24 protein-coding genes and 1 pseudogene are annotated in these 21,233 nt (G+C 40.2%); 17 read left to right on the top strand and 8 right to left on the bottom strand.

The features are described 5' to 3' along the window. Positions 1 to 79: 79 nt before the first annotated feature. From yggU to IHV77_RS08395, 4 genes are all read right to left on the bottom strand, one after another. Positions 80 to 367 (bottom strand): DUF167 family protein YggU, encoded by a 288-nt coding sequence (yggU, locus tag IHV77_RS08410; protein WP_194811522.1) that lies wholly within the window; start codon positions 365 to 367, stop codon positions 80 to 82. A gap of 58 nt (positions 368 to 425) precedes the next feature. Next, the gene (locus IHV77_RS08405; RefSeq protein WP_194811521.1) at positions 426 to 971 is read right to left on the bottom strand and encodes a YggT family protein; all 546 of its coding nucleotides are present in this window, start codon (positions 969 to 971) and stop codon (positions 426 to 428) included. Next, on the bottom strand, positions 971 to 1,915 hold the full coding sequence (gene corA / locus IHV77_RS08400; RefSeq protein ID WP_194811520.1) for a magnesium/cobalt transporter CorA: 945 nt from the start codon (positions 1,913 to 1,915) through the stop codon (positions 971 to 973). The genes IHV77_RS08405 and corA overlap by 1 nt, the downstream gene beginning before the upstream one ends. Positions 1,916 to 2,246: 331 nt before the next feature. After that, positions 2,247 to 2,840: a YajG family lipoprotein gene (locus IHV77_RS08395; RefSeq protein WP_194811519.1), complete on the bottom strand. Its 594-nt coding sequence runs from the start codon at positions 2,838 to 2,840 to the stop codon at positions 2,247 to 2,249. A 94-nt stretch (positions 2,841 to 2,934) separates the two neighbouring features. On the opposite strand from IHV77_RS08395, the gene IHV77_RS08390 reads away from it, so the two are divergent. From IHV77_RS08390 to IHV77_RS08320, 15 genes are all read left to right on the top strand, one after another. Further along, positions 2,935 to 3,246, top strand: a complete 312-nt coding sequence (locus tag IHV77_RS08390) for a BolA family protein (RefSeq protein ID WP_194811518.1) — start codon at positions 2,935 to 2,937, stop codon at positions 3,244 to 3,246. 322 nt (positions 3,247 to 3,568) lie between these two features. After that, a complete protein-coding gene (locus IHV77_RS08385) occupies positions 3,569 to 4,912 on the top strand; it encodes a Na(+)-translocating NADH-quinone reductase subunit A (protein ID WP_194811517.1) in 1,344 nt (447 codons plus the stop codon). 2 nt (positions 4,913 to 4,914) lie between these two features. Then, positions 4,915 to 6,150 (top strand): NADH:ubiquinone reductase (Na(+)-transporting) subunit B, encoded by a 1,236-nt coding sequence (locus tag IHV77_RS08380; RefSeq protein ID WP_194811516.1) that lies wholly within the window; start codon positions 4,915 to 4,917, stop codon positions 6,148 to 6,150. After that, a complete protein-coding gene (locus IHV77_RS08375) occupies positions 6,143 to 6,877 on the top strand; it encodes a Na(+)-translocating NADH-quinone reductase subunit C (protein WP_194811515.1) in 735 nt (244 codons plus the stop codon). The genes IHV77_RS08380 and IHV77_RS08375 overlap by 8 nt, the downstream gene beginning before the upstream one ends. Continuing rightward, the gene (locus IHV77_RS08370) at positions 6,877 to 7,503 is read left to right on the top strand and encodes an NADH:ubiquinone reductase (Na(+)-transporting) subunit D (protein ID WP_194811514.1); all 627 of its coding nucleotides are present in this window, start codon (positions 6,877 to 6,879) and stop codon (positions 7,501 to 7,503) included. The genes IHV77_RS08375 and IHV77_RS08370 overlap by 1 nt, the downstream gene beginning before the upstream one ends. Before the next feature lie 3 nt (positions 7,504 to 7,506). After that, a complete protein-coding gene (nqrE, locus tag IHV77_RS08365) occupies positions 7,507 to 8,103 on the top strand; it encodes an NADH:ubiquinone reductase (Na(+)-transporting) subunit E (protein ID WP_005631374.1) in 597 nt (198 codons plus the stop codon). A gap of 12 nt (positions 8,104 to 8,115) precedes the next feature. Beyond that, positions 8,116 to 9,351, top strand: a complete 1,236-nt coding sequence (gene nqrF, locus IHV77_RS08360) for an NADH:ubiquinone reductase (Na(+)-transporting) subunit F (RefSeq protein WP_194811513.1) — start codon at positions 8,116 to 8,118, stop codon at positions 9,349 to 9,351. 164 nt (positions 9,352 to 9,515) lie between these two features. After that, entirely contained in the window at positions 9,516 to 10,556 is a 1,041-nt protein-coding gene (locus IHV77_RS08355; RefSeq protein WP_194811512.1) for an FAD:protein FMN transferase, read from the top strand. 5 nt (positions 10,557 to 10,561) lie between these two features. Further along, a complete protein-coding gene (gene nqrM, locus IHV77_RS08350; RefSeq protein WP_194811511.1) occupies positions 10,562 to 10,822 on the top strand; it encodes a (Na+)-NQR maturation NqrM in 261 nt (86 codons plus the stop codon). A 33-nt stretch (positions 10,823 to 10,855) separates the two neighbouring features. Then, positions 10,856 to 11,122, top strand: a complete 267-nt coding sequence (locus tag IHV77_RS08345; protein WP_194811510.1) for a nucleotidyltransferase substrate binding protein — start codon at positions 10,856 to 10,858, stop codon at positions 11,120 to 11,122. 46 nt (positions 11,123 to 11,168) lie between these two features. Beyond that, positions 11,169 to 11,588, top strand: coding sequence for a hypothetical protein (locus IHV77_RS08340; RefSeq protein ID WP_194811509.1), 420 nt, complete (start codon positions 11,169 to 11,171; stop codon positions 11,586 to 11,588). An 11-nt stretch (positions 11,589 to 11,599) separates the two neighbouring features. Beyond that, positions 11,600 to 12,751 (top strand): tRNA 2-thiouridine(34) synthase MnmA, encoded by a 1,152-nt coding sequence (gene mnmA / locus IHV77_RS08335; RefSeq protein ID WP_194811508.1) that lies wholly within the window; start codon positions 11,600 to 11,602, stop codon positions 12,749 to 12,751. 433 nt (positions 12,752 to 13,184) lie between these two features. Continuing rightward, the gene (locus IHV77_RS08330) at positions 13,185 to 15,212 is read left to right on the top strand and encodes a BCCT family transporter (protein ID WP_194811507.1); all 2,028 of its coding nucleotides are present in this window, start codon (positions 13,185 to 13,187) and stop codon (positions 15,210 to 15,212) included. Between the two features lie 67 nt (positions 15,213 to 15,279). After that, positions 15,280 to 16,131, top strand: coding sequence for an ABC transporter six-transmembrane domain-containing protein (locus IHV77_RS08325; protein WP_194811506.1), 852 nt, complete (start codon positions 15,280 to 15,282; stop codon positions 16,129 to 16,131). 53 nt (positions 16,132 to 16,184) lie between these two features. Next, positions 16,185 to 16,694 carry an ACP phosphodiesterase gene (locus IHV77_RS08320; protein WP_194813264.1) on the top strand — a complete coding sequence of 170 codons (510 nt, stop codon included), beginning with the start codon at positions 16,185 to 16,187 and terminating at the stop codon, positions 16,692 to 16,694. Between the two features lie 41 nt (positions 16,695 to 16,735). On the opposite strand, the gene IHV77_RS08315 is transcribed toward IHV77_RS08320, so the two are convergent. Both IHV77_RS08315 and IHV77_RS08310 read right to left on the bottom strand, forming a co-directional pair. Continuing rightward, positions 16,736 to 17,212 (bottom strand): LysR substrate-binding domain-containing protein, encoded by a 477-nt coding sequence (locus tag IHV77_RS08315; protein ID WP_194811505.1) that lies wholly within the window; start codon positions 17,210 to 17,212, stop codon positions 16,736 to 16,738. Positions 17,213 to 17,329: 117 nt separating this feature from the next. Then, the gene (locus tag IHV77_RS08310; RefSeq protein ID WP_194811504.1) at positions 17,330 to 17,593 is read right to left on the bottom strand and encodes a LysR family transcriptional regulator; all 264 of its coding nucleotides are present in this window, start codon (positions 17,591 to 17,593) and stop codon (positions 17,330 to 17,332) included. A 348-nt stretch (positions 17,594 to 17,941) separates the two neighbouring features. Between IHV77_RS08310 and IHV77_RS08305 the strand changes: the two are divergent. After that, a pseudogene (locus IHV77_RS08305) lies at positions 17,942 to 18,912 on the top strand (NAD(P)H-dependent flavin oxidoreductase). Between the two features lie 42 nt (positions 18,913 to 18,954). On the opposite strand, the gene IHV77_RS08300 reads toward IHV77_RS08305, so the two are convergent. Both IHV77_RS08300 and IHV77_RS08295 read right to left on the bottom strand, forming a co-directional pair. Next, positions 18,955 to 19,887: a LysR substrate-binding domain-containing protein gene (locus IHV77_RS08300; RefSeq protein WP_194811503.1), complete on the bottom strand. Its 933-nt coding sequence runs from the start codon at positions 19,885 to 19,887 to the stop codon at positions 18,955 to 18,957. Beyond that, positions 19,884 to 20,297, bottom strand: a complete 414-nt coding sequence (locus tag IHV77_RS08295) for a hypothetical protein (protein WP_228550004.1) — start codon at positions 20,295 to 20,297, stop codon at positions 19,884 to 19,886. The genes IHV77_RS08300 and IHV77_RS08295 overlap by 4 nt, the downstream gene beginning before the upstream one ends. 99 nt (positions 20,298 to 20,396) lie before the next feature. Between IHV77_RS08295 and IHV77_RS08290 the strand changes: the two genes are divergently transcribed. Beyond that, a complete protein-coding gene (locus IHV77_RS08290; protein ID WP_194811502.1) occupies positions 20,397 to 21,167 on the top strand; it encodes an SDR family NAD(P)-dependent oxidoreductase in 771 nt (256 codons plus the stop codon). Positions 21,168 to 21,233: the final 66 nt, after the last annotated feature.

Here is a 21,233-nt window from a genome sequence, read left to right as displayed (position 1 = left end):
AAAATGTGGCATAGGATACCGTAAAACGGCGTAAATTAACAGGGAGAGAGACGAAAGTGCGGTGATTTTTTTGTTTGTTTTACAAGAGATTTTCGATTTCTTTCGGGATTAATTTCGGATTAGGAATCCAAATTTGTTTATGACGATTTAGTTCCCCTTTTTCAAGTACGATACTACTTTTCGGTACTTTGAAAGCTTTACTTAAAAATTTCAATAAATGAGCGTTGGCTTGTCCGTCTACCGGCGGCGCAGTGATCGTAATTTTAAGTTCATTATCATAAAGTCCTACAATATGATCTTTACTGGCTTTAGGCTGTAAAAAAATTTTTAGCCGAATGCCGTCCGTTGTTTGTTCAATCGCTGACATGATTTATTCCGTAAACAAAAGCCACGAAAATCGTGGCTAGAAAGTTTTATATTTTGCTTTAGCCTGCAATGAGCCAAAGTCCTTGCAGCATATCAATCATAAAATTATTGATAAATAACAAGATGAAAACAATCACCATCGGTGAAAAATCAATGACACCGATTGTCGGTAAAATCTTTCTCACAGGGCGAAGCAAAGGCTCTGAAAGTTGGTAAAGGGCATAGATAATCGGGCTGTTGCCACGGTTAAACCAACTTGAAATTGCACCTGCAAATAATACGTAGAAAATGGCCACACCGACAGTTTTTAAAATGCTGAGTACGCCTAAAACCAGCATCACATCAATGACTAAGCCGAAATAAAGCGCAGCTTTTAATATGCCAAGCACAAAAATAAGTAAAAATGCGGCGGTATCAATATTTTTGATAACCGGTGCGATTTTACGAATAGGTTTGAGTAGCGGCTCCGTTGCTTTTACCGCAAATTGTGAAAGCGGGTTGTAATAATCCACACGCGCAAATTGTAACCACGCACGTAAAACAAGCACAAGTGCATAAAGATTAATCAGAGAACCGATAAATAATGCGGTTTGGGATAATTCCATTATAGCCATCCTTTTCGTCTAAAATAAATATATGGGGTTAGCGCCGCTGCAATCATTAAACCGATTGCCATCGGGTAACCGTATTTAAAATGCAGTTCCGGCATAAATTCGAAGTTCATTCCATAAGTGGATGCCACAAGTGTTGCCGGTAGGAACATAACGGAAACCACTGAGAAGAATTTCATGATTTTATTCTGTTCGATATTAATGTAACCCATTGCCGCTTGCATAAGAAAATTTACTTTTTGGAATAAAGATTCATTGTGCGGCTGTAACGATTCAATATCTCGTAAGATTTCACGCGCTTGTTCCAACTGGTTCGCAGGCAAACGGGTTTTACGCACAAGGAAACCTAGGGCGCGTTGGGTATCCATCAAACATAAACGCACTTTCGAGCTGGTGTCTTCTTGTTCCGTTAAGGTGTTTAACGCCTCATCAAAAGCCTCATCTTGTGTACCGTTTAAGATAACGCGGCTTAATTCTTCCAAATCGGCATACACATTTTCAATAACATCGGCAAGTTGCTCGATTTTGGTTTCAAATAAATCTAACAATACCTCGTAAGCATTGCATTCTAGCAAACGTTGACTACGTGAACGCATACGATATAAACGGAACGCAGGTAATTCACGATCACGCAGCGTAAATAAGCGACCGTCACGAACCGTAAACGCCACACTGGCAAGATCCGCGAAGTTTTGTTCATCTTCGCAATAAAAGAATGAGTGAAGATGTAAACCGTCTTCATCTTCAAAGAAACGTGCTGATGCTTCAATATCTTCTAATTCAAGGAAAGAAGCGAGACTTTGCCCTAAACCTTCCTGTAACATTTCACGTTCTTCACCGGTCGGCTCTAATAAATCAAGCCAAATGGCAGAACTGAGATTTTCCATTTCATCTAGACGTGTAAGGCGTGCATCATTAATGGCAAATGCGTTTATCATTGGTCATACTCCTTTTAGGATTATGAAGAGCCAACCGTGAACAAAAAAGAAATCGAACGAAATCCGCACAACAAAAGTGCGGTCGGTTTTCTACCTGTTTTTATATGGGGTTCGTTCAATAAAAGATGCCGAAGAAAGGTAATGATTTACCAGCGAACTCTCGCTGATAAACGGCGAGAGTCTAAAGTGATATTCGGTATCGACTATGACTGTCCAAAGTGTGTGTCCTTCTAATTAAAAATCGCGCGAATGTTACGCTTGAAAGGCGCATTCGTCAAGTTTTTATAGGGATAAAATGGGGCGACACCGCCCCTATTGAAATTAGCTGAAATTAGCGACTGTATCGGTTAATCGCTTGACTTATCTCTTGATCTTGATAAATGTTGTTCACAATATCTTTGAAGGTTTCACCCAATACTTTTTGAATTTCATCATTATCGGCATTAAATGCGCCCGATTGCGAACGGGTCGCATTAAAGACTTTGTTGTAATTTCCGGCTGAGCCCTGCACAAGTACATTGACTTGAATTTTCGCGTTTAAGTGATAACGTAAATTGCCCTGATCAACATGAGTAAAAAAGTCTTGAATTTGAACGGTAACGCCGGCATTTGAATTGTTGGTTTGTCCAATGCGAAATCCTTTACTTATCAAGTTTTGTTGCATCACTTGTTGAAATAATTGTGTAACGCTTGGAGAAGCATTGAGCTTAACCAAGTCACCGTTTTTTACATAAAAGGAAACATCGGGTTGAGTGCGCAGATCGTTTACCGTGACATATACAACCGCCGTTTGGTTCACATTCATTGATGCCGTTGGTGCCGGAGGCGTAAATGTTAAGGTGTTTGACGGAGCTTGGCAGCCTGCAAGAAAAAGCACTGTCGTAACACCTGCCAAGAACGTTTTGATTTTGTTGGTAAGTTTCATAATTTCCTCAATTAATAGCTCTAATCTGTGCTATTCTTGCAAACTTGAGGGCCAATGTATAGCCTTATCTACAAAATTTTATTGGAGATTGATGATGTCAAAACAGCAAGAATTGCTAGATAAAATTCACGCCGAATTTCAACCGCACTTTGCTAGCGTAGAAAATGAAAGCCATATGCATAGTTCGGGCAAAGGGGTCGATTCCCATTTTAAATTGGTCATTGTAAGTGATGCTTTCACCGGTGTGAGCAAAGTACAGCGCCATCAAAAATTATATCAATTATTTTCCGATGATTTAAAAAATGGCATTCACGCATTGGCTCTTCATCTTTACACAAAGGAAGAATGGGAAAAACAGGGGGAGTCCTTCCCTATTTCACCCAATTGTATGGGCGTAGGACAATAAGTTTATGCCCTTTCCGATTTCTAGTCCTTTAGGTGTATTTTCTTAAAAAGTTCACAATTTTTTCACAAAAAGTGTGGGTTAAAGTGGAATGAAAAGTCAATTTTCGCTAGAATGAAGCGCTTTAGATTTTATATTTCTAATTTTTTGACAAGCTTATTATTTTGCTTGTTGAAAAATTGAGCCGATTTGAGTTTTTTATTTATGTGTCAGTTGTTAATGTTTTGATGATTAAAACATTCTCTGTCACGCTCAAACACGAGATTGCATTTAAGTTTGCTTATTTGCAATCATATTTTTAACCTTGAAAAGTAGTGCAAACAATATGATTACAATTAAAAAAGGCTTGGATCTTCCTATCGCAGGAAAACCGGCACAAGTAATCCACAACGGTAATGTTGTGAATCAGGTTGCGATTCTTGGTGAGGAGTATGTGGGGATGCGTCCTTCTATGAAGGTGCGCGAAGGTGATACTGTTAAGAAAGGTCAAGTGCTTTTTGAAGACAAAAAAAATCCGGGTGTGATTTTCACATCCCCTGCAAGCGGTACTATCACAGCAATTAATCGTGGCGAAAAACGTGTATTACAGTCTGTGGTAATTGACGTAAAAGGTGATGAAAAAATCACTTTTGCAAAATATAATGCAGATGAACTCAATACGCTTTCTTCCGAGCAAGTAAAACAAAACCTTGTAGAATCAGGTTTATGGACTGCATTGCGTACTCGTCCGTTCAGCAAAATTCCTGCGATTGAAAGCGAACCTTCTTCTATCTTCGTAAATGCGATGGATACGAACCCGTTAGCTGCCGATCCCGAAGTAGTATTAAAAGAGCATTGGCAAGATTTTACTAACGGTTTAACCGTGCTAGGCCGTTTATTCCCTGCCAAGCCGTTGCGTTTATGTAAAGCCGGAGACACAAATATTCCAACCGTGGATTTATCAAATCTTGAAATTCACGATTTCGGCGGTGTACACCCGGCAGGCCTTGTTGGAACACATATTCACTTTATTGATCCCGTCGGTGCACAAAAAACCGTATGGCATATCAATTATCAAGATGTCATTGCTATCGGTAAATTATTCACGAGCGGTGAACTTTACGTAGAACGTGTCATTTCACTTGCCGGTCCGCAAGTAAATAATCCGCGTTTAGTGCGTACGGTAATCGGTGCAAATCTTTCTCAATTGACTAAAGATGAATTAAGTGCGGGTGAAAATCGAGTTATTTCCGGTTCCGTGCTTTGCGGTAACACGGCAAAAGGTGCGCACGACTATTTAGGTCGTTACGCATTGCAGGTGTCTGTGATTGCAGAAGGTAATGAGAAAGAGTTTTTCGGTTGGATCACACCGCAACCAAATAAATATTCCATTACTCGTACCGTATTGGGTCATTTCGGTAAAAAATTATTCAACTTCACCACCTCAGAAAACGGCGGTGAACGTGCGATGGTGCCAATCGGCAATTATGAACGCGTAATGCCATTGGATATTTTACCAACCTTATTGTTACGTGATTTAATCGCAGGTGATACCGATGGCGCTCAAGCATTAGGTTGTTTAGAGCTGGATGAAGAGGATTTAGCACTTTGTTCATTCGTTTGCCCGGGCAAATATGAATACGGTTCAATCTTGCGTCAAGTGTTAGATAAGATTGAGAAGGAAGGTTAAAAATGGGTTTAAAAAATCTTTTTGAAAAAATGGAACCCGCGTTTTTGCCCGGCGGTAAATACAGCAAGCTTTATCCGATCTTTGAATCGATTTACACCTTGCTCTATACACCGGGTACGGTAACGCATAAAAACACGCACGTTCGTGATGCGTTAGACTCAAAACGTATGATGATCACGGTTTTCCTCGCATTATTCCCTGCGATTTTCTATGGGATGTACAATGTGGGTAACCAAGCGATTCCTGCGTTAAATCAATTAGGTAATTTGGAACAATTAATCGCAAACGACTGGCATTATGCGCTCGCAAACGGTTTTGGCTTGGATCTAAGTATGAATGCGGGCTGGGGCAGCAAAATGGCATTAGGTGCGATTTTCTTCCTACCGATCTACTTAGTCGTGTTCACCGTTTGTACGGTTTGGGAATTATTATTCTCTGTCGTACGTGGTCACGAGGTAAATGAAGGGATGTTCGTTTCTACCATTCTTTTCGCTTTAATCGTTCCGCCGACATTGCCATTGTGGCAAGCCGCTTTAGGTATCAGTTTCGGTATTGTTGTTGCAAAAGAAATCTTTGGTGGCGTTGGTCGTAACTTTATGAACCCTGCACTTGCAGGTCGCGCTTTCCTGTTCTTTGCTTATCCGGCACAAATTTCCGGTGATTTGGTATGGACTGCCGCAGACGGTTTCTCTGGTGCTACCGCACTTTCACAATGGTCTCAAGGCGGTCAAGGTGCTTTACAACATGCAGTAAGCGGCACACCTATCACTTGGATGGATGCGTTTATCGGTAATATTCCGGGCTCAATGGGTGAGGTATCTACATTAGCCATTTTAATCGGTGGCGCAATCATCGTATTCACCCGTATTGCAGCGTGGCGTATTATCGCCGGTGTAATGATCGGTATGATTGCAACTTCAACCCTATTTAATCTTATCGGTTCCGAAACCAACCAAATGTTCTCAATGCCTTGGCACTGGCACCTTGTTTTAGGTGGTTTTGCATTGGGTATGGTGTTTATGGCAACCGATCCTGTTTCCGCTTCTTTTACTAACATCGGTAAATGGTGGTACGGCGCATTAATCGGTGTAATGGCGGTGCTAATTCGTACTGTAAACCCGGCATATCCGGAAGGTATGATGTTAGCGATTTTATTTGCAAACCTATTTGCACCGATTTTTGACTACCTCGTAGTTCAAGCAAATATCAAACGTCGGAGAGCGAGAACAAATGGCTAAGTTTAATAAAGACAGTGTAGGCGGCACAATTCTTGTTGTGTTGCTGTTGAGTTTAGTTTGTTCCGTTATTGTTGCCGGTTCTGCGGTAATGTTAAAACCAGCGCAAGAAGAACAAAAATTACTCGATAAACAAAAAAATATCTTAAACGTAGCAGGCCTTTTACAAGAAAAAACAGATGTAAAAGAAACCTATGCGAAGTTTATTGAACCACGCTTTGTTGATTTAAACAGCGGTGAGTATGTTCAGCAAGCCGACGAAAGCTTACAAGCAATCCCGGCTGATGAAGATAAAGCACGAATCCGTGCTCGTGCTAAAACTGCGGAAGTCTATCTTGTAAAAAATGAACAAGGTCAAACTCAACAAGTGATTTTACCAATTTACGGTACCGGTTTATGGTCTGTAATGTACGGTTTAGTTTCTGTTCAACCGGACGGCAATACCATTAACGGTATCACTTACTACCAACACGGCGAAACGCCGGGGTTAGGCGGTGAAATTGAAAATCCGAACTGGGCAGGTTTATTTAAAGGCAAAAAATTATTTGATGAGCAACATAAACCGGCAATTCGCATTGTGAAAGGTCAAGCACCGAAAGATGAGCACAGTATTGACGGTTTATCCGGTGCAACCTTAACCGGCAATGGTGTTCAAGGTACGTTTGACTATTGGTTCAGTGCTAACGGCTTTAGTAAATATCTTGAAAAACTTCAAACAGGAGCAAACTAATGTCTGGAAAAACAAATTTAAAAGATCTGTTGTTAGCCCCTGTGGTGAAAAACAATCCTATTGCGTTACAAATTCTTGGCATTTGTTCTGCCTTGGCAGTAACAACAAAATTAGAAACCGCATTTGTAATGGCAATTGCCGTAACCTTAGTAACGGGCTTATCAAACTTCTTTGTTTCATTAATCCGTAACTATATTCCAAACAGCATTCGTATTATCGTGCAACTTGCAATTATTGCTTCATTGGTAATCGTGGTTGACCAAATTTTGAAAGCCTATGCTTATGGTTTATCTAAACAGCTTTCAGTTTTCGTTGGTTTGATTATTACTAACTGTATCGTAATGGGTCGTGCTGAAGCTTATGCAATGAAATCACCGCCACTTGAAAGTTTTGTGGACGGTATCGGTAACGGTTTAGGTTATGGCGCAATGTTGATTATTGTCGCCTTTTTCCGTGAACTTATCGGTTCCGGCAAACTATTCGGCATCACTATTTTTGAAACGATTCAAAATGGTGGTTGGTACCAAGCAAACGGTTTATTCCTACTTGCACCAAGTGCATTCTTTATCATTGGGTTTGTGATCTGGGGATTAAGAACCTGGAAACCGGAGCAACAGGAGAAATAATCAATGGAACATTATATTAGCCTCTTTGTAAAGGCCGTCTTCATTGAAAATATGGCACTATCCTTTTTCTTAGGAATGTGTACTTTCTTGGCGGTATCAAAAAAGGTTTCCACCGCATTCGGTTTAGGAATAGCAGTTACTTTCGTTTTAGGGATTGCGGTTCCCGTCAACCAATTAATTTATGCAAATGTATTGAAAGAAAATGCGTTAATTGAAGGTGTGGATTTATCATTCTTAAACTTCATTACCTTTATCGGTGTTATCGCAGGTTTAGTACAAATCTTAGAAATGGTATTAGACAAATTTATGCCGTCACTATACAACGCATTAGGGATCTTCTTACCTCTTATCGCAGTAAACTGTGCGATTTTTGGTGGCGTGTCTTTCATGGTTCAACGTGATTACAACTTCCCTGAATCAATCGTCTATGGTTTCGGTTCCGGTTTAGGTTGGATGCTTGCTATCGTAGCTCTTGCCGGTTTAACGGAAAAAATGAAATATGCGGATATTCCGGCAGGCTTAAAAGGATTGGGTATTACCTTTATTTCTGTTGGCTTAATGGCGTTGGGCTTTATGTCCTTCTCCGGTATTCAATTATAAGGAGTGTAATCAATGAGCGATTCAGTAATTCTTGCACTCGGTATTGCCGCATTTACGGTTATCGTATTGGTGTTAGTCGCAATCATCTTATTTGCGAAATCAAAACTTGTGGATTCAGGTGATATTACCATCGGTATCAATGAAGATCCTGAAAAAGCGATCACCCTACCTGCCGGCGGTAAATTATTAGGCGCATTAGCAAGCAAAGGGATCTTCGTGTCTTCTGCTTGCGGCGGCGGTGGCTCTTGCGGTCAATGTGTAGTAAAAGTAAAAAGCGGCGGTGGCGAAATCCTCCCGACCGAACTTTCTCACATCAATAAACGCGAAGCTAAGGAAGGTTATCGTTTAGCTTGTCAGGTAAACGTGAAAGGCAATATGGAAGTAGAACTTCCGGAAGAAATCTTTGGTGTAAAAAAATGGGAATGTACCGTTATTTCCAACGACAATAAAGCCACTTTTATCAAAGAACTTAAATTGGCGATTCCTGAAGGCGAAGAAGTTCCGTTCCGTGCCGGTGGTTATATTCAAATTGAAGCTGAACCACACGTAGTGAACTACAAGGACTTCGATATTCCAGAAGAATACCATGAAGACTGGGATAAATATGACTTATGGCGCTATGTGTCGAAAGTGGACGAACATATTATCCGTGCTTATTCAATGGCTTCATATCCGGAAGAGAAAGGCATCATTATGCTTAATGTGCGTATTGCAACGCCTCCTCCACGTCAACCGGATGCACCTCCGGGTCAAATGTCGTCTTACATTTGGTCATTAAAAGCCGGTGATAAAGTAACGATTTCCGGTCCGTTCGGTGAGTTCTTCGCGAAAGATACCGATGCGGAAATGGTCTTTATCGGTGGTGGTGCTGGTATGGCACCGATGCGTTCCCATATATTTGATCAATTAAAACGTTTACATTCTAAACGTAAAATTTCGTTCTGGTATGGCGCACGTTCTAAACGTGAAATGTTCTACGTTGAGGACTTTGATCAGCTTCAAGCCGAGAATCCGAACTTCACTTGGCACGTTGCCTTATCTGACCCGTTACCGGAAGATAACTGGGATGGCTACACAGGCTTTATTCACAATGTGCTTTATGAAAACTATCTGAAAAATCACGAAGCACCTGAAGACTGTGAATACTATATGTGCGGACCTCCGGTAATGAACGCTGCGGTAATTAAGATGCTGAAAGACTTAGGCGTTGAAGATGAAAACATCTTATTAGATGATTTCGGCGGTTGATTTTAGTTAATCAAAACGTCATAAAAATTGACCGCACTTTATAAAGTGCGGTCAAAATTTAAAGCGTTTTATAGAATGAGCAAGTACGTTTCATTATCATAATGATTACAGGCAAGCTGATTGAAAAGTCAGTTTGCCTGTAATTCGTCTATTAGGAAAAACAAATGAAAAAAATATTAATCGGATTTGTTACTATTGCCTTAATGTTTACCCTTTCAGCCTGTAAAAAAGATCCTGAAATGATTTCTCTCAGCGGTAAAACAATGGGAACAACTTATCATGTCAAGTATATTGACGACGGATCCGTTAATGAAAATCCACAAAACACTCATAAACAGATTGAAGCTATCTTAAAAGATGTGAACGCGAAAATGTCCACTTACATCAAAGATTCCGAATTAAGCCGCTTCAATCAAAATACTCAAGTAAACACTTCCATCGAAATTTCTCAAGACCTTGCTACAGTACTTGCCGAAGCGATTCGTTTAAATAAAGTAACTGAAGGATCACTTGATGTAACAATTGGCCCGATAGTGAACTTATGGGGATTCGGACCAGAAAAACGCCCTGAACGACAACCTACCCCGGAACAATTGGCAGAACGTCAAGCTTGGGTTGGCATTGATAAAATTACACTTGATCTCAGCGGTGAAAAACCAACATTAAGCAAGTCTGTGCCCCAAGTCTATATTGATCTTTCTTCTATTGCGAAAGGTTTTGGTGTTGATCAAGTCGCAGATAAACTTGAACAATTAAATGTACAGCATTATATGGTGGAAATCGGCGGCGAAATTCGGACTAAAGGCAAAAATGCAGAAGGTAAATCATGGCGGATCGCCATTGAAAAACCGACTATGACAGGTGAAAGAGCAGTCGAAAGTGTGATTGGTTTAAATAATATGGCAATGGCGACATCAGGTGATTATCGTATTTATTTTGAAGAAAACGGAAAACGTTTTGCTCACGAAATTGATCCGAAAACAGGTTACCCGATTCAACATCATTTGGCATCAATCACCGTGTTAGCACCTACTTCGATGACAGCAGACGGTCTATCAACGGGCTTATTTGTGCTTGGAGAAGATAAGGCACTGGAAATAGCCGAAAAAAATGATCTTGCCATTTACTTAATTATCAAAACAGATCATGGCTTTGAAACTAAAATGTCATCGGCATTTAAAAAATTAACGGAAACAAAGGAATAATCACTATGCAAACTTTATTTTTTACGCTTCTCGCATTCATTGCTATCATTTTATTGATGTCTATCGGATTCATTATCAAAAAGCAGAGTTTGAAAGGTAGCTGTGGCGGCCTATCGACACTTGGTATTGCCAAAGCCTGCGATTGTGATAAGCCATGTGATACGCTTCAATCAAAACTTGATGCAGGTGATGAACAAGCCAAAGCCGAATATGAACAAAAATTTACGAAGAAAAATGAGGATTCGCCATTCTACGAAGTAAAATAAATTCAGATTAATAAAATATTTCAAAGGGGGACTGTGTTGCAAGAAGTTCGTTGGAAACAACGTTTTCAAAATTATCAAAAATCAGTAACCTATTTATCTAATGAAGTTACACAATACGGTAATACTGAGATTGAAGTCATTAAAAAAGGCATAATCCAAAGCTTTGAAATTTGCCATGAGCTTGCTTGGAAACTTATGCAGGATATTTTGAAAGAAGAAGGAGAAACTGAACTTTTAGGCTCTAAATCTGCAACACGTCTCGCTTTTAATCGAGGGCTGATTACTCATGGTGAGACTTAGTTAGATAGATAGAATAATAGAGTCAGAAATTAGGAGCAAAATATTTATGGGAAAGATTAATAAATTAGTTGGTTCACCTTGGCATATAAGTTATCTTTCTAAATCCCCAGATGATCTACGCCGCCATCAAAGACGTTGTAAGCATTTTGATAATAAATATTGCTGTTTACGAAGAATAAGATGTTTTAGCTCTGCTCATTGTGATTATTATTCTGAAAAAATTGATATTCAAGTGAATACTGAAATAAAGAAAGCAGCTAAACCTAAACTTCAATTAAAAACAGATACATTTAATCCAAATAGCTATCTCATAGGGGAAAAAATAATACATAAAAAGTTTGGGCTAGGCTTAGTGATTGGTGTACAAGGGCACTCTATCATTGTGGAATTCAAGGGATTTCAGACTAAAATTTTAGATTTTGAAATATGCTCTAGAGAAGAGCTTATTTCTTTTCCTCAAAAATGAAATTAATAAATATGAAGTCAATTACTTACGAAAATAATTTTCCAGTTCTTTCAAAAGAACAACTCGCCGAAAACGCAACCAAAAAAGTGATTTGCGGAATGTCAGGCGGCGTAGATTCATCAGTTTCCGCTTTTATTCTTCAACAACAAGGCTACCAAGTGGAAGGCTTGTTTATGAAGAATTGGGAAGAAGATGACGATACGGATTATTGTACCGCCGCCGCTGACTTAGCCGATGCCCAAGCCGTATGCGACAAGCTCGGTATAAAATTACATAAAATCAATTTTGCCGCAGAATATTGGGATAATGTGTTTGAGCATTTCTTAACGGAATATAAAGCCGGTCGTACACCAAATCCCGATATTCTTTGCAATAAAGAAATCAAATTCAAAGCCTTTCTAGAATATGCGGCGGAAGATCTTGGCGCAAACTATATTGCAACAGGGCATTATGTACGCCGCACAGGTGATGATACTAACGCAAAATTATTACGCGGATTGGACGCCAACAAGGATCAAAGTTATTTCTTATACACCTTGAGCCATAAACAAGTAGGGCAAAGCCTATTCCCTGTCGGGGAAATAGAAAAACCAATCGTGCGTGCAATTGCGGAAGAGTTAGGATTAATCACGGCAAAGAAAAAGGACTCCACCGGTATTTGCTTTATCGGTGAACGTAAATTTAAAGATTTCCTCGCACGTTATCTACCGGCACAACCGGGTAACATTCGCACCGTAGAGGGTGAAGTGATCGGTCGTCACGATGGCTTAATGTATCACACATTGGGACAACGCAAAGGTTTAGGCATTGGCGGTTTAAAAAATGCCGGCGATGAAGCTTGGTATGTGGTGGATAAAGATGTAGAAAATAACGAATTAATCGTTGCACAAGGACAGGCTCACCCCCGTTTATTTTCCAACGGATTAATTGCGAAACAACTCCACTGGGTTGAGCGTCAACCGATTCGCCGGCCATTACGTTGCACGGTCAAAACCCGTTATCGCCAAACGGATATTCCTTGTGTCATTGAACCTATTGATGATGAGACCATTCGAGTAGCCTTTGATGAACCGCAAGCAGCGGTAACACCGGGTCAATCCGCCGTGTTTTATCTTGATGAAGTCTGTTTAGGCGGTGGCATTATCGAAGAAAGAATCAGTTAATTTGTTTTTCTTCAACAAGTGCGGTTAAAAAATCCGGCATTAGCACAAATCACTGTAGGGTAGCGTTAGGCGAAGCCGTGATGCGCCAATAGATTAAACGGTGCGTTACGCAAAGCTCAACGCACCCGCCCCAAATAAATATTGGATGTAGAATTCTCCTTGTGCGATTGGATACATAATACCGAAAAAATCCAATGTTTTTTAACCGCACTTTTATCCTAAATATCTACTAATTTGAAATAATCCATATTTTTTGATATAGTTTTCACAATTTTCAGAAACAATCTCTCAATTCCTACTGAGTGTTTCCATCAAAATCGCACTTCTATGTGCTGTCATCGCAGTGGCTCCACTGCACACTTTTTTGCCTGAGGGCAATGTGAATTAAATCGATTTTTTAAATTTATCTACTTAATTTTTAAGGGGAAAGGGTTTGTCTTTATCTCAATTTATAGAAAAGCGAACGTCATTTAATCCTTTTGTGATTGGTTTGACGTTATTTTTTGTTTTGTTATTGATGTTGATGATTTTAATTGCACCGACACAAACGCAATCACTTTTAAACCAAGCAAAAGCTGGTATTTTTGCGCATTTTAGTTGGTTTTACGTTTTAGCATTTTCAGTATTTTTAAGTTTTCTTCTCATTTTATCAGTGAGTAACTTAGGAAATATTAAGCTCGGTAATGATGAAGAAGAACCTGAATTTGGTTTTCTTTCTTGGTTAGCGATGCTTTTTGCCGCCGGTATGGGCGTGGGATTAATGTTTTTCGGTGTGGCAGAACCGCTAACCCATTATCTTTCCGAAATTACGACCGGTGCTGCGGAACATAAACAGCAAGAAGCCCTGTTACACACCCTATTTCACTGGGGAATTCACGCTTGGGCTGTTTATGGAATGATCGCGTTAGCCTTAGCCTATTTTGGTTTCCGCTATAAATTACCCTTAGCATTACGCTCTTGTTTCTACCCATTATTCAAAGATCGTATCAATGGCAAAATCGGCGATATTATCGATATTATGGCGTTACTTGCCACTCTGTTCGGTATTATTACCACATTAGGTTTTGGCGCATCTCAATTAGGTGCAGGGTTACATCAAATAGGTTGGATCAGTGAAAATAACTTCAGCTTACAAATTATTGTTATTGTTGCTGTAATGAGCCTAGCGATTTTCTCTGCTATTTCAGGGGTAGGAAAAGGCGTAAAAATGCTAAGCCAATTAAATCTCAGCTTAGCGTTCTCGCTGCTTATTTTCGTATTATTAACCGGACCAACGCTTTATCTGCTTTCTGCATTTAGCGACAATATCGGCACTTATCTCAGCAATTTAGTGCAACTTAGCTTTAAAACCTATGTATATGAACAAGAACATACCGATTGGTTCAGCAGCTGGACGATCCTTTACTGGGCGTGGTGGTGTTCTTGGGCGCCATTTGTCGGTTTATTCATCGCGCGTATTTCCAAAGGGCGAACAATTCGCGAATTTATTTTTGGCGTGCTAATCATTCCTAGTTTATTCGGTATTCTCTGGTTTACCGTATTTGGTAATACGGCGATTTGGTTAAATGACGGAGCCGCATCTGGGTCGCTCGGTGAAATGATTTCATCACCTGAAATTTTACTCTTCAAATTCTTAAATTATCTGCCTTTACCAACTATCACAGGTTTGGTGAGTTTAATTGTTATCGCTTTATTTTTTATCACTTCGGCAGACTCGGGGATTTATGTATTAAATAACATCGCCTCACGTGATAAAAGTATCACTTCGCCACGATGGCAAGCGGTGATGTGGGGCGTATTAATGTCTGTGGTTGCAATCGTTTTAATGCAATCGGGCGGTTTAGCCAATCTTCAAACGATGACCTTAATCGTGGCATTACCTTTTGCCCTTTTAATGTTGCTCATGTGTTTCAGTTTGTGGAAAGGGTTAAATGCCGATAAAAAATATTTTGCGACCAAAGTGAACCCAACCAGTATTTTTTGGACAGGAGAAAAATGGAAAGAACGCTTAGAGCAGATGATGAATCAAACCCAAGAGAAAGACATTCTCCGTTTTTTAAAACATACCGCCCTGCCTGCTATGCGTGAGCTACGCCAAGAACTGACTGGCAAATATAACTTAAGCGTTCAGGTGAATACTTTATTTGAGCAAGATGAACCGGCGGTTGAATTGATCATCCAAAAAGAATCAATGCGTGATTTTATGTATGGAATTAAATCCGTAGGGCATAAAGTTTCAAAACAATTAATTAATGATGAAAACTTGCCGCATATTCAACATAGCACCACTTATGAGCCATATTCTTATTTCTTCGATGGGCGCATAGGATACGATGTGCAATATATGGATCAGGATGAACTCATCGCTGATATATTGAAGCAATATGAACGCTATTTAAGTTTACTTGATGATGTTGGGCAAGAATTAATGGCACACGAACAAACCGAATTAGCGGAATAGTTTGTCAGTACAGGAGTATTCTTCTATACTTTTGCGCCTTCAACATGACAAAATTTAGGAATTTAATATGCAGACAAATGCCCTTGATAATTTAAAATCCATTGCAAAAAATAATAAACGGCGATTATTTATCACTTTCTTTTTCGTAACGCTTGAGAATATCTTATTTCTAACCTACCCGCTGTTTGGTAGCTTTGCCGTTAATGCGATGATGCAAGGTGATATTTGGCTGTCGCTCACTTATTCGTTAGTGGTCTTGGTTATTTGGGGTATTGGTGCAACACGTCGAGCGATAGATACTCGAGCTTTCGCCCGTATTTATGCAGAACTTGCCGTACCGGTGGTACTTAATCAGCGAGAAAAAGGTTTAGATACCTCTGCGATTACCGCTCGCGTGGCGTTATCTCGCCAATTCGTTGATTTTTTCGAACAACACCTCCCTACGCTAATCATGTCGAGTTTTTCGATTATCGGGGCGGCACTAATGTTATTACTGATTGAATTTTGGTCGGGAGTGACAGCTTTCGCTATTTTATTCTTTTTCATGATCTTGTTGCCAAAATACGCCAAAACGAACGATTTACTCTATTTAAAACTGAATAATCGCTTAGAAAAAGAAGTACAAATGATTGAAAAAAGTGACCCCTATCAGCTTGATAAACACTATGACTTGTTAGCAAAATTACGTATTCGTTTATCCAACCGAGAAGCAATGGGGTATTTATGGATTGGTGTCTCAGCTGCGATTTTATTCGGCGTGACCGTGGTGCAACTTGCTACCACGCAAGGCGTACAAGCCGGACATATTTATGCTGTCATCACCTACCTTTGGACTTTCGCCATGAGCCTTGACGATGCCCCGAGATTGCTGGAAGAGTTTTCCAACCTCAAAGACATCGGTAAGCGGGTGGAAGTCTAAATACAAGCGGTCGTAAATAGTGAAAAATTTACTTGTTGGATAATTAAAACTATATTGAAGATTTAGCGGAGGCTAGTCATATTCAAAACGGTGCGAGGCTACATCGCTTTATTGATAGCACAACAGATCGGCGCGAGAATTTCTTAAATCCGTTACTTGCCAAGGATTTAGGGCGATTTAAAGGGATTGTGTCGAATATTGTGATTGTCCATATTATCGCAAAAAATTTTACCCGCTTGTTTAAGCAAGTACTTGTACAGGTTGAAGCTGAAATCTTGGCGAACATTACTCAATATCAACCGATTTTCCCACAAGAATTTCTGTCGCTATTTAATTGGTTGACACAAAATAGCGCACTATCTCATTATTCTGAGTTAGATTTTTTAACTGAGCGTGTATTTACCAGTATGGCACAGCGTATCACACGTGGCGAAGTACTATATTCAGCGGAGGATGTGCTTAAAAAACACTATGCAAAACTTGAAGTGTTGGCGATACAAGAATTTATCTACACCAAAGATGAAAGTATCCGCAAATATTTAGCCTTTAATAACATTGGCTAATTTTGCGGAACATTAAAATTTTAAGGAATTTGACCGCACTTTTAATGCTTCAAACAAAACTCCACAAAAGCTTTTAACACAGCAGAAGGATGTTTATGCGACGGGTAAATCAAATGAACATTGTGCCGCTTTTTCGGCTGATTTGTAAAAATTTCAACTAATTCGCCCGCTTGGAGTGCTTCTTGCACGGCATAAGGCGGCAAAATACCAATTGCCAAACCTTGCAATACATAATGAAGCACCACTTGCAAATCATTGCTGGTAAAACTCATCGTCAGAGGTGGAATAGGGGCGGTAAAAATGTTCAGCGAGCCGACCGAACAGCTATTCCCCCAAGTGGCATAGCGGAAATGAGCGAGATCTGGCAATGTTTCTGGCTTGTCAAACTGGGCAATAAATTCAGGCGTGGCAACCAATGCTGAACCAACTTCTATTATCTTTTTGGCAATCACATTATCGGTGTGCAAATCCCCTAACCGAAACGCCACATCAATGCCATCGGTCGGCGAAAAAATCACTAATGCGACCGCTTACCGAGCAATGTACTTCTACATTCGAATATTGCTTTTGAAACGCCGCAATATAACCCCATGCCGGAATAAAAAACGGTGGCGTAGCAATGCGTAATTTGCCTCTTAATTCCTTCTCATCGGAGTGAAGCGTGCACTCCCTAACAACATATCAATGCTTAAATAGCTCTGTTCATAAAACTTCTGCCCCGCAAGAGTTGGCGTTACACCCATTTTAGCACGTTCTAATAACTGCGTATTAAGCTGATTTTCTAACTCTCGAATATTACGACTAATGGTCACAATCGGAATTTGTAACTTTTCCGCCGCTTTAGAAAAACTGCCCGCTTGCACCACACCGACAAACATTCTTACTGCATTTAGATCCATTTTATTTTCTCATTTTTGGAATGACTTTCATTGATCTTAATGTTTTTATGATTAAGCAATAAATGTAACTGTTACCACCAAATTGAATCTTTTGTGGCTATGGAAATGTCTCGACTGCCTTATCTATGGAAAATCATTTGCTGAAAACAAACTAGTGTCTTTTGAAACTAAGTCATTTGAAGATATTTTCAAATTTGAAAATATACTCTTATCTTAAGTTTAAGTTTAAGTTTAAGTTTAAGTTTAAGTTTGTAAAAATACTAATAAAATCATATCATTAAAATAATTTCATTTTTTTCAGACCAACTGAAAACCTCATTTTGATTTTAAATTAAGTAGGAGAAAAATATGAACTTTACTTCTCGTATTCCCTCAATTTTAGGCATCAAATACCCTATCGTACAAGGCGCAATGAGCTGACTAACGCTGAATTTGTCGCAGCAATCCGCAATGCTGGCAGTTTAGGTATGCTTGGACCTCACGCAGGGCAAACTACCAATTCAAGCTCAAACGAAGAAGTGGTTGAGCGTATGCGTGCGGAAATCCGCAAGGTTAAAACCTTGACCGACAAACCATTCGCTGTACCTGTGATGATTTCTGAAAATCCGGCGATGGTTCCGTTAATGCGTGATCTTATTTTGGAAGAAAAAGTGCCGGTGGTACTGATCAATGTGGCGTTAGATCCCGAATTATTTACTGCTTTCAAACAAGCCGGTATCAAGATTATCTATCGTGCTTTCAACCCAACGATTGCCTCAAGCCTTGAAGCGGAAGGTTTGGGGGCGGATGTGCTTGTAGTAACCGATTTTGATGAAAGCGGTAGTGTGCCAAGCCAAACAATGGGAACGTTTTCTGTGATTAGCCATATCACTGATGCACTAAAAATCCCCGTTATGGCAGCAGGAGGAATCAGTGAAATTCGTGGTGTGAGAGCAACTTTCGTTCTCGGGGCGGAAGGTATTTACCTCGGCACAGCATTTTTAGTCACCCACGAAAGCCCAACCGCTGGAAATGTAAAACAACTTTTAGTCGAAAGTAGTGCCGAAGATCTCCTCATTTACCGCACACAAACACTCAATTCTTATTATCGCTCATTGCCAACCAAACTGGTGAAGAAAATGGTTGAGGAAGACAACCGTGATCCTGAACGTGGCGTAAAAGCCTCAGCTCTCATGCAAGGTACGGTCGGTATGCGTAAAGGTATGTTAGAAGGCGATTTGGAAAACGGCTACATTTCTGTCGGCAACGGCATTACCTACATTAAAGAAATCTGCTCGGTGCAAGCTTTGATTGATGATTTGATGAGAGACTTTATCTAAAAAAATACCCCAAAGGCTACCAACTTTTGGGGTTAATTGTGATTAAACTACAAATCTGTAATTTGCCATGTCTAAAACCCAATTTTTAAAAGATATAACCGCCATTTTATCCGCTTTATGCTTAGGATAAACCACAAAATAACACAGCTTAGACGGATACTCATATTCAGGATATAAGCGTATCAATCGCCCACTTTGTAAGTCTTGTTGGGCCATGACACTTCTTGCCAATGCCACGCCTTGTCCGTCTATGGCGAATTGTAAAACCGCCGATGAACTGTTGATTTTTAGACCATAAAAAATGGTGGGCGTGGGCAAGCCGACAAATTCAAACCATTTTGCCCAACTCATAAAACCTTGTGCTTCATCAAGCGTGGTGTCATGAATAAGTGTTGCCCCAAGCAAATGTTCAATATCAAATAAAGAAAATCTTTTGGCAAACTCGGGCGAACACACAGGGAAAATCTGTTCATCCATGAGTTTTGTCGCAATCAGACCAGCCCAATCCCCCATACCGTATCGAATACCCACATCAATACCCAGTATACCAAAATCGCTATGACGGCTATCCGTATGCAAACGTACATCAATATCAGGGTACTGATGTTGAAAATCTTCCAAACGTGGCAACAGCCATTTACTCGCCAATGCTGGACTGACGGTAATGGTAAGCTGTTTATCATCGGTGGGCGTTAATTTGGTAAACCCCTGCTCCAAACGAGCAAAGCCTGCCTGAATATCCGGCAACGCATTTTTGGCGGTATCGGTTAGGGTAAGCCGTACTTGTCCACCTTTAATTCCACCCACTCGACGATGGAATAAAGGCACGCCCAAAGCGTCTTCTAGACTTTTAACAAGCTGTCCTACTGCCGCAGGAGTAACGAATAATTCATCACTTGCCAAACTAAAACTTTGGTGGCGAGCAGTGGTTTCAAAGGCTTTTAGGGCTTTTAGATAGGGAGTAATGTTTTTCACTGTTCAAATTCTTCTCTATTTTCCCAAAAATAAATGCTCGTCAAATCTTCTTTTCGTGAAGAAAATTTTCTATATTTATCTTCATGCAACACCATTCTTAATAACCAACCGACATCTTTTCTTGCCAAGTCATAAGCTTCATCACAGCTTTTACCATTTTTAATATGTTTATGCCAAACATCATGCAATGGTGTATCACGCCAATCGGTATTGACACCACCAAATAAATTTCGCACGGAAAATGGCTCATCAACTTTATTTTTTACCCAACAATAAACCGATCCCTTGATAAAAGCCTTTGCTAAATTAACTTGCTCGTCTGTCAAACCACGAACTTGTCTGATTTCTAAATCATCTAAAAGCATAAAATCCCCCCAAACAAAATAAAGATTTTCTTTATTAGAATCCAATTTTATCTCGTTTGTACCATACCATCAATATCCGCATAATACGGCCATCGCAACACAGTCTTGCGTTTAATCAATTTAAGAAATTATTTAGGAGTTCAAATGTACAATTTTTCAAATAAAGTGGCAATCGTAACAGGCGGCGGTTCCGGCATGGGATTGGAAATCGCTAAACGTTTAGTGCAAGCAGGAGCAAAAGTCGTGATTGGCGGTCGCAATGAAGCGAAGTTACAAACTGCGGCAAACGAGATTGATGCAAGCGGTGCAAATGTCCGCATTTTTGCCGGCGACATCGCTAAACCTGCCACAGCCAAAGGCTTGGTAGCAACGGCTGAACGTGAATTTGGTGGCGTGGATATTTTGATTAACAATGCAGGCGTATTTAATCCCAAACCATTCTTGGACGTGGATGAGAGCGAGTATGATTGGTTCTTGGATACCATTTTAAAAGGCAAATTCTTTATGGCACAGGCAGCCGCCAAAGCCATGAAAAAACGTGGTGGCGGTGCGATTGTGCAAACAGGTTCGCTGTGGGCATTAGAAGCGATTAGTGCGACACCGTCTGCGGCGTATTCGGTGGCGAATGCAGGCGTTCACGCTTTAACCAAAAACTTGGCGATTGAGCTTGCCAAAGACAATATTCGCATTAACACCGTTGCCCCTGCGGTCGTGGAAACGCCTATTTACAATACATTTATGAGTGATGAGCAAGTAAAAGAAACCTTGCCGACTTTCAACAACTTCCACCCACTTGGCAGAAACGGTACCCCGACTGATATCGCCGAAGCGATGTTGTTCTTTGCCAGTGATAACGCAAACTGGATTACTGGCACAATCTTGCCTGTGGACGGCGGTGTAATGGCTGGACGTTAATCGCCTAATAAAAGTGCGGTCAGTTTTACAAAAGATTTTGCAAAACTGACCGCTTGTACTTTTTTT

The organism is Rodentibacter haemolyticus (assembly GCF_015356115.1).
Taxonomy (GTDB): Bacteria; Pseudomonadota; Gammaproteobacteria; order Enterobacterales; family Pasteurellaceae; genus Rodentibacter; species Rodentibacter haemolyticus.
This window is presented reverse-complemented; position numbering and strand designations above follow the sequence as displayed.

Coding starts and splice junctions, on each gene's coding strand:
- IHV77_RS08340 (WP_194811509.1), top strand. CDS start 11,169: ATGGGAAAGATTAATAAATTAGTTGGTTCACCTTGGCATATAAGTTAT.
- nqrM (WP_194811511.1), top strand. CDS start 10,562: ATGCAAACTTTATTTTTTACGCTTCTCGCATTCATTGCTATCATTTTA.
- corA (WP_194811520.1), bottom strand. CDS start 1,915: ATGATAAACGCATTTGCCATTAATGATGCACGCCTTACACGTCTAGAT.
- yggU (WP_194811522.1), bottom strand. CDS start 367: ATGTCAGCGATTGAACAAACAACGGACGGCATTCGGCTAAAAATTTTT.
- IHV77_RS08390 (WP_194811518.1), top strand. CDS start 2,935: ATGTCAAAACAGCAAGAATTGCTAGATAAAATTCACGCCGAATTTCAA.
- IHV77_RS08405 (WP_194811521.1), bottom strand. CDS start 971: ATGGAATTATCCCAAACCGCATTATTTATCGGTTCTCTGATTAATCTT.
- IHV77_RS08310 (WP_194811504.1), bottom strand. CDS start 17,593: ATGGATCTAAATGCAGTAAGAATGTTTGTCGGTGTGGTGCAAGCGGGC.
- IHV77_RS08325 (WP_194811506.1), top strand. CDS start 15,280: ATGCAGACAAATGCCCTTGATAATTTAAAATCCATTGCAAAAAATAAT.
- mnmA (WP_194811508.1), top strand. CDS start 11,600: ATGAAGTCAATTACTTACGAAAATAATTTTCCAGTTCTTTCAAAAGAA.
- IHV77_RS08370 (WP_194811514.1), top strand. CDS start 6,877: ATGTCTGGAAAAACAAATTTAAAAGATCTGTTGTTAGCCCCTGTGGTG.
- IHV77_RS08290 (WP_194811502.1), top strand. CDS start 20,397: ATGTACAATTTTTCAAATAAAGTGGCAATCGTAACAGGCGGCGGTTCC.
- nqrF (WP_194811513.1), top strand. CDS start 8,116: ATGAGCGATTCAGTAATTCTTGCACTCGGTATTGCCGCATTTACGGTT.
- IHV77_RS08355 (WP_194811512.1), top strand. CDS start 9,516: ATGAAAAAAATATTAATCGGATTTGTTACTATTGCCTTAATGTTTACC.
- IHV77_RS08380 (WP_194811516.1), top strand. CDS start 4,915: ATGGGTTTAAAAAATCTTTTTGAAAAAATGGAACCCGCGTTTTTGCCC.
- IHV77_RS08385 (WP_194811517.1), top strand. CDS start 3,569: ATGATTACAATTAAAAAAGGCTTGGATCTTCCTATCGCAGGAAAACCG.
- nqrE (WP_005631374.1), top strand. CDS start 7,507: ATGGAACATTATATTAGCCTCTTTGTAAAGGCCGTCTTCATTGAAAAT.
- IHV77_RS08395 (WP_194811519.1), bottom strand. CDS start 2,840: ATGAAACTTACCAACAAAATCAAAACGTTCTTGGCAGGTGTTACGACA.
- IHV77_RS08375 (WP_194811515.1), top strand. CDS start 6,143: ATGGCTAAGTTTAATAAAGACAGTGTAGGCGGCACAATTCTTGTTGTG.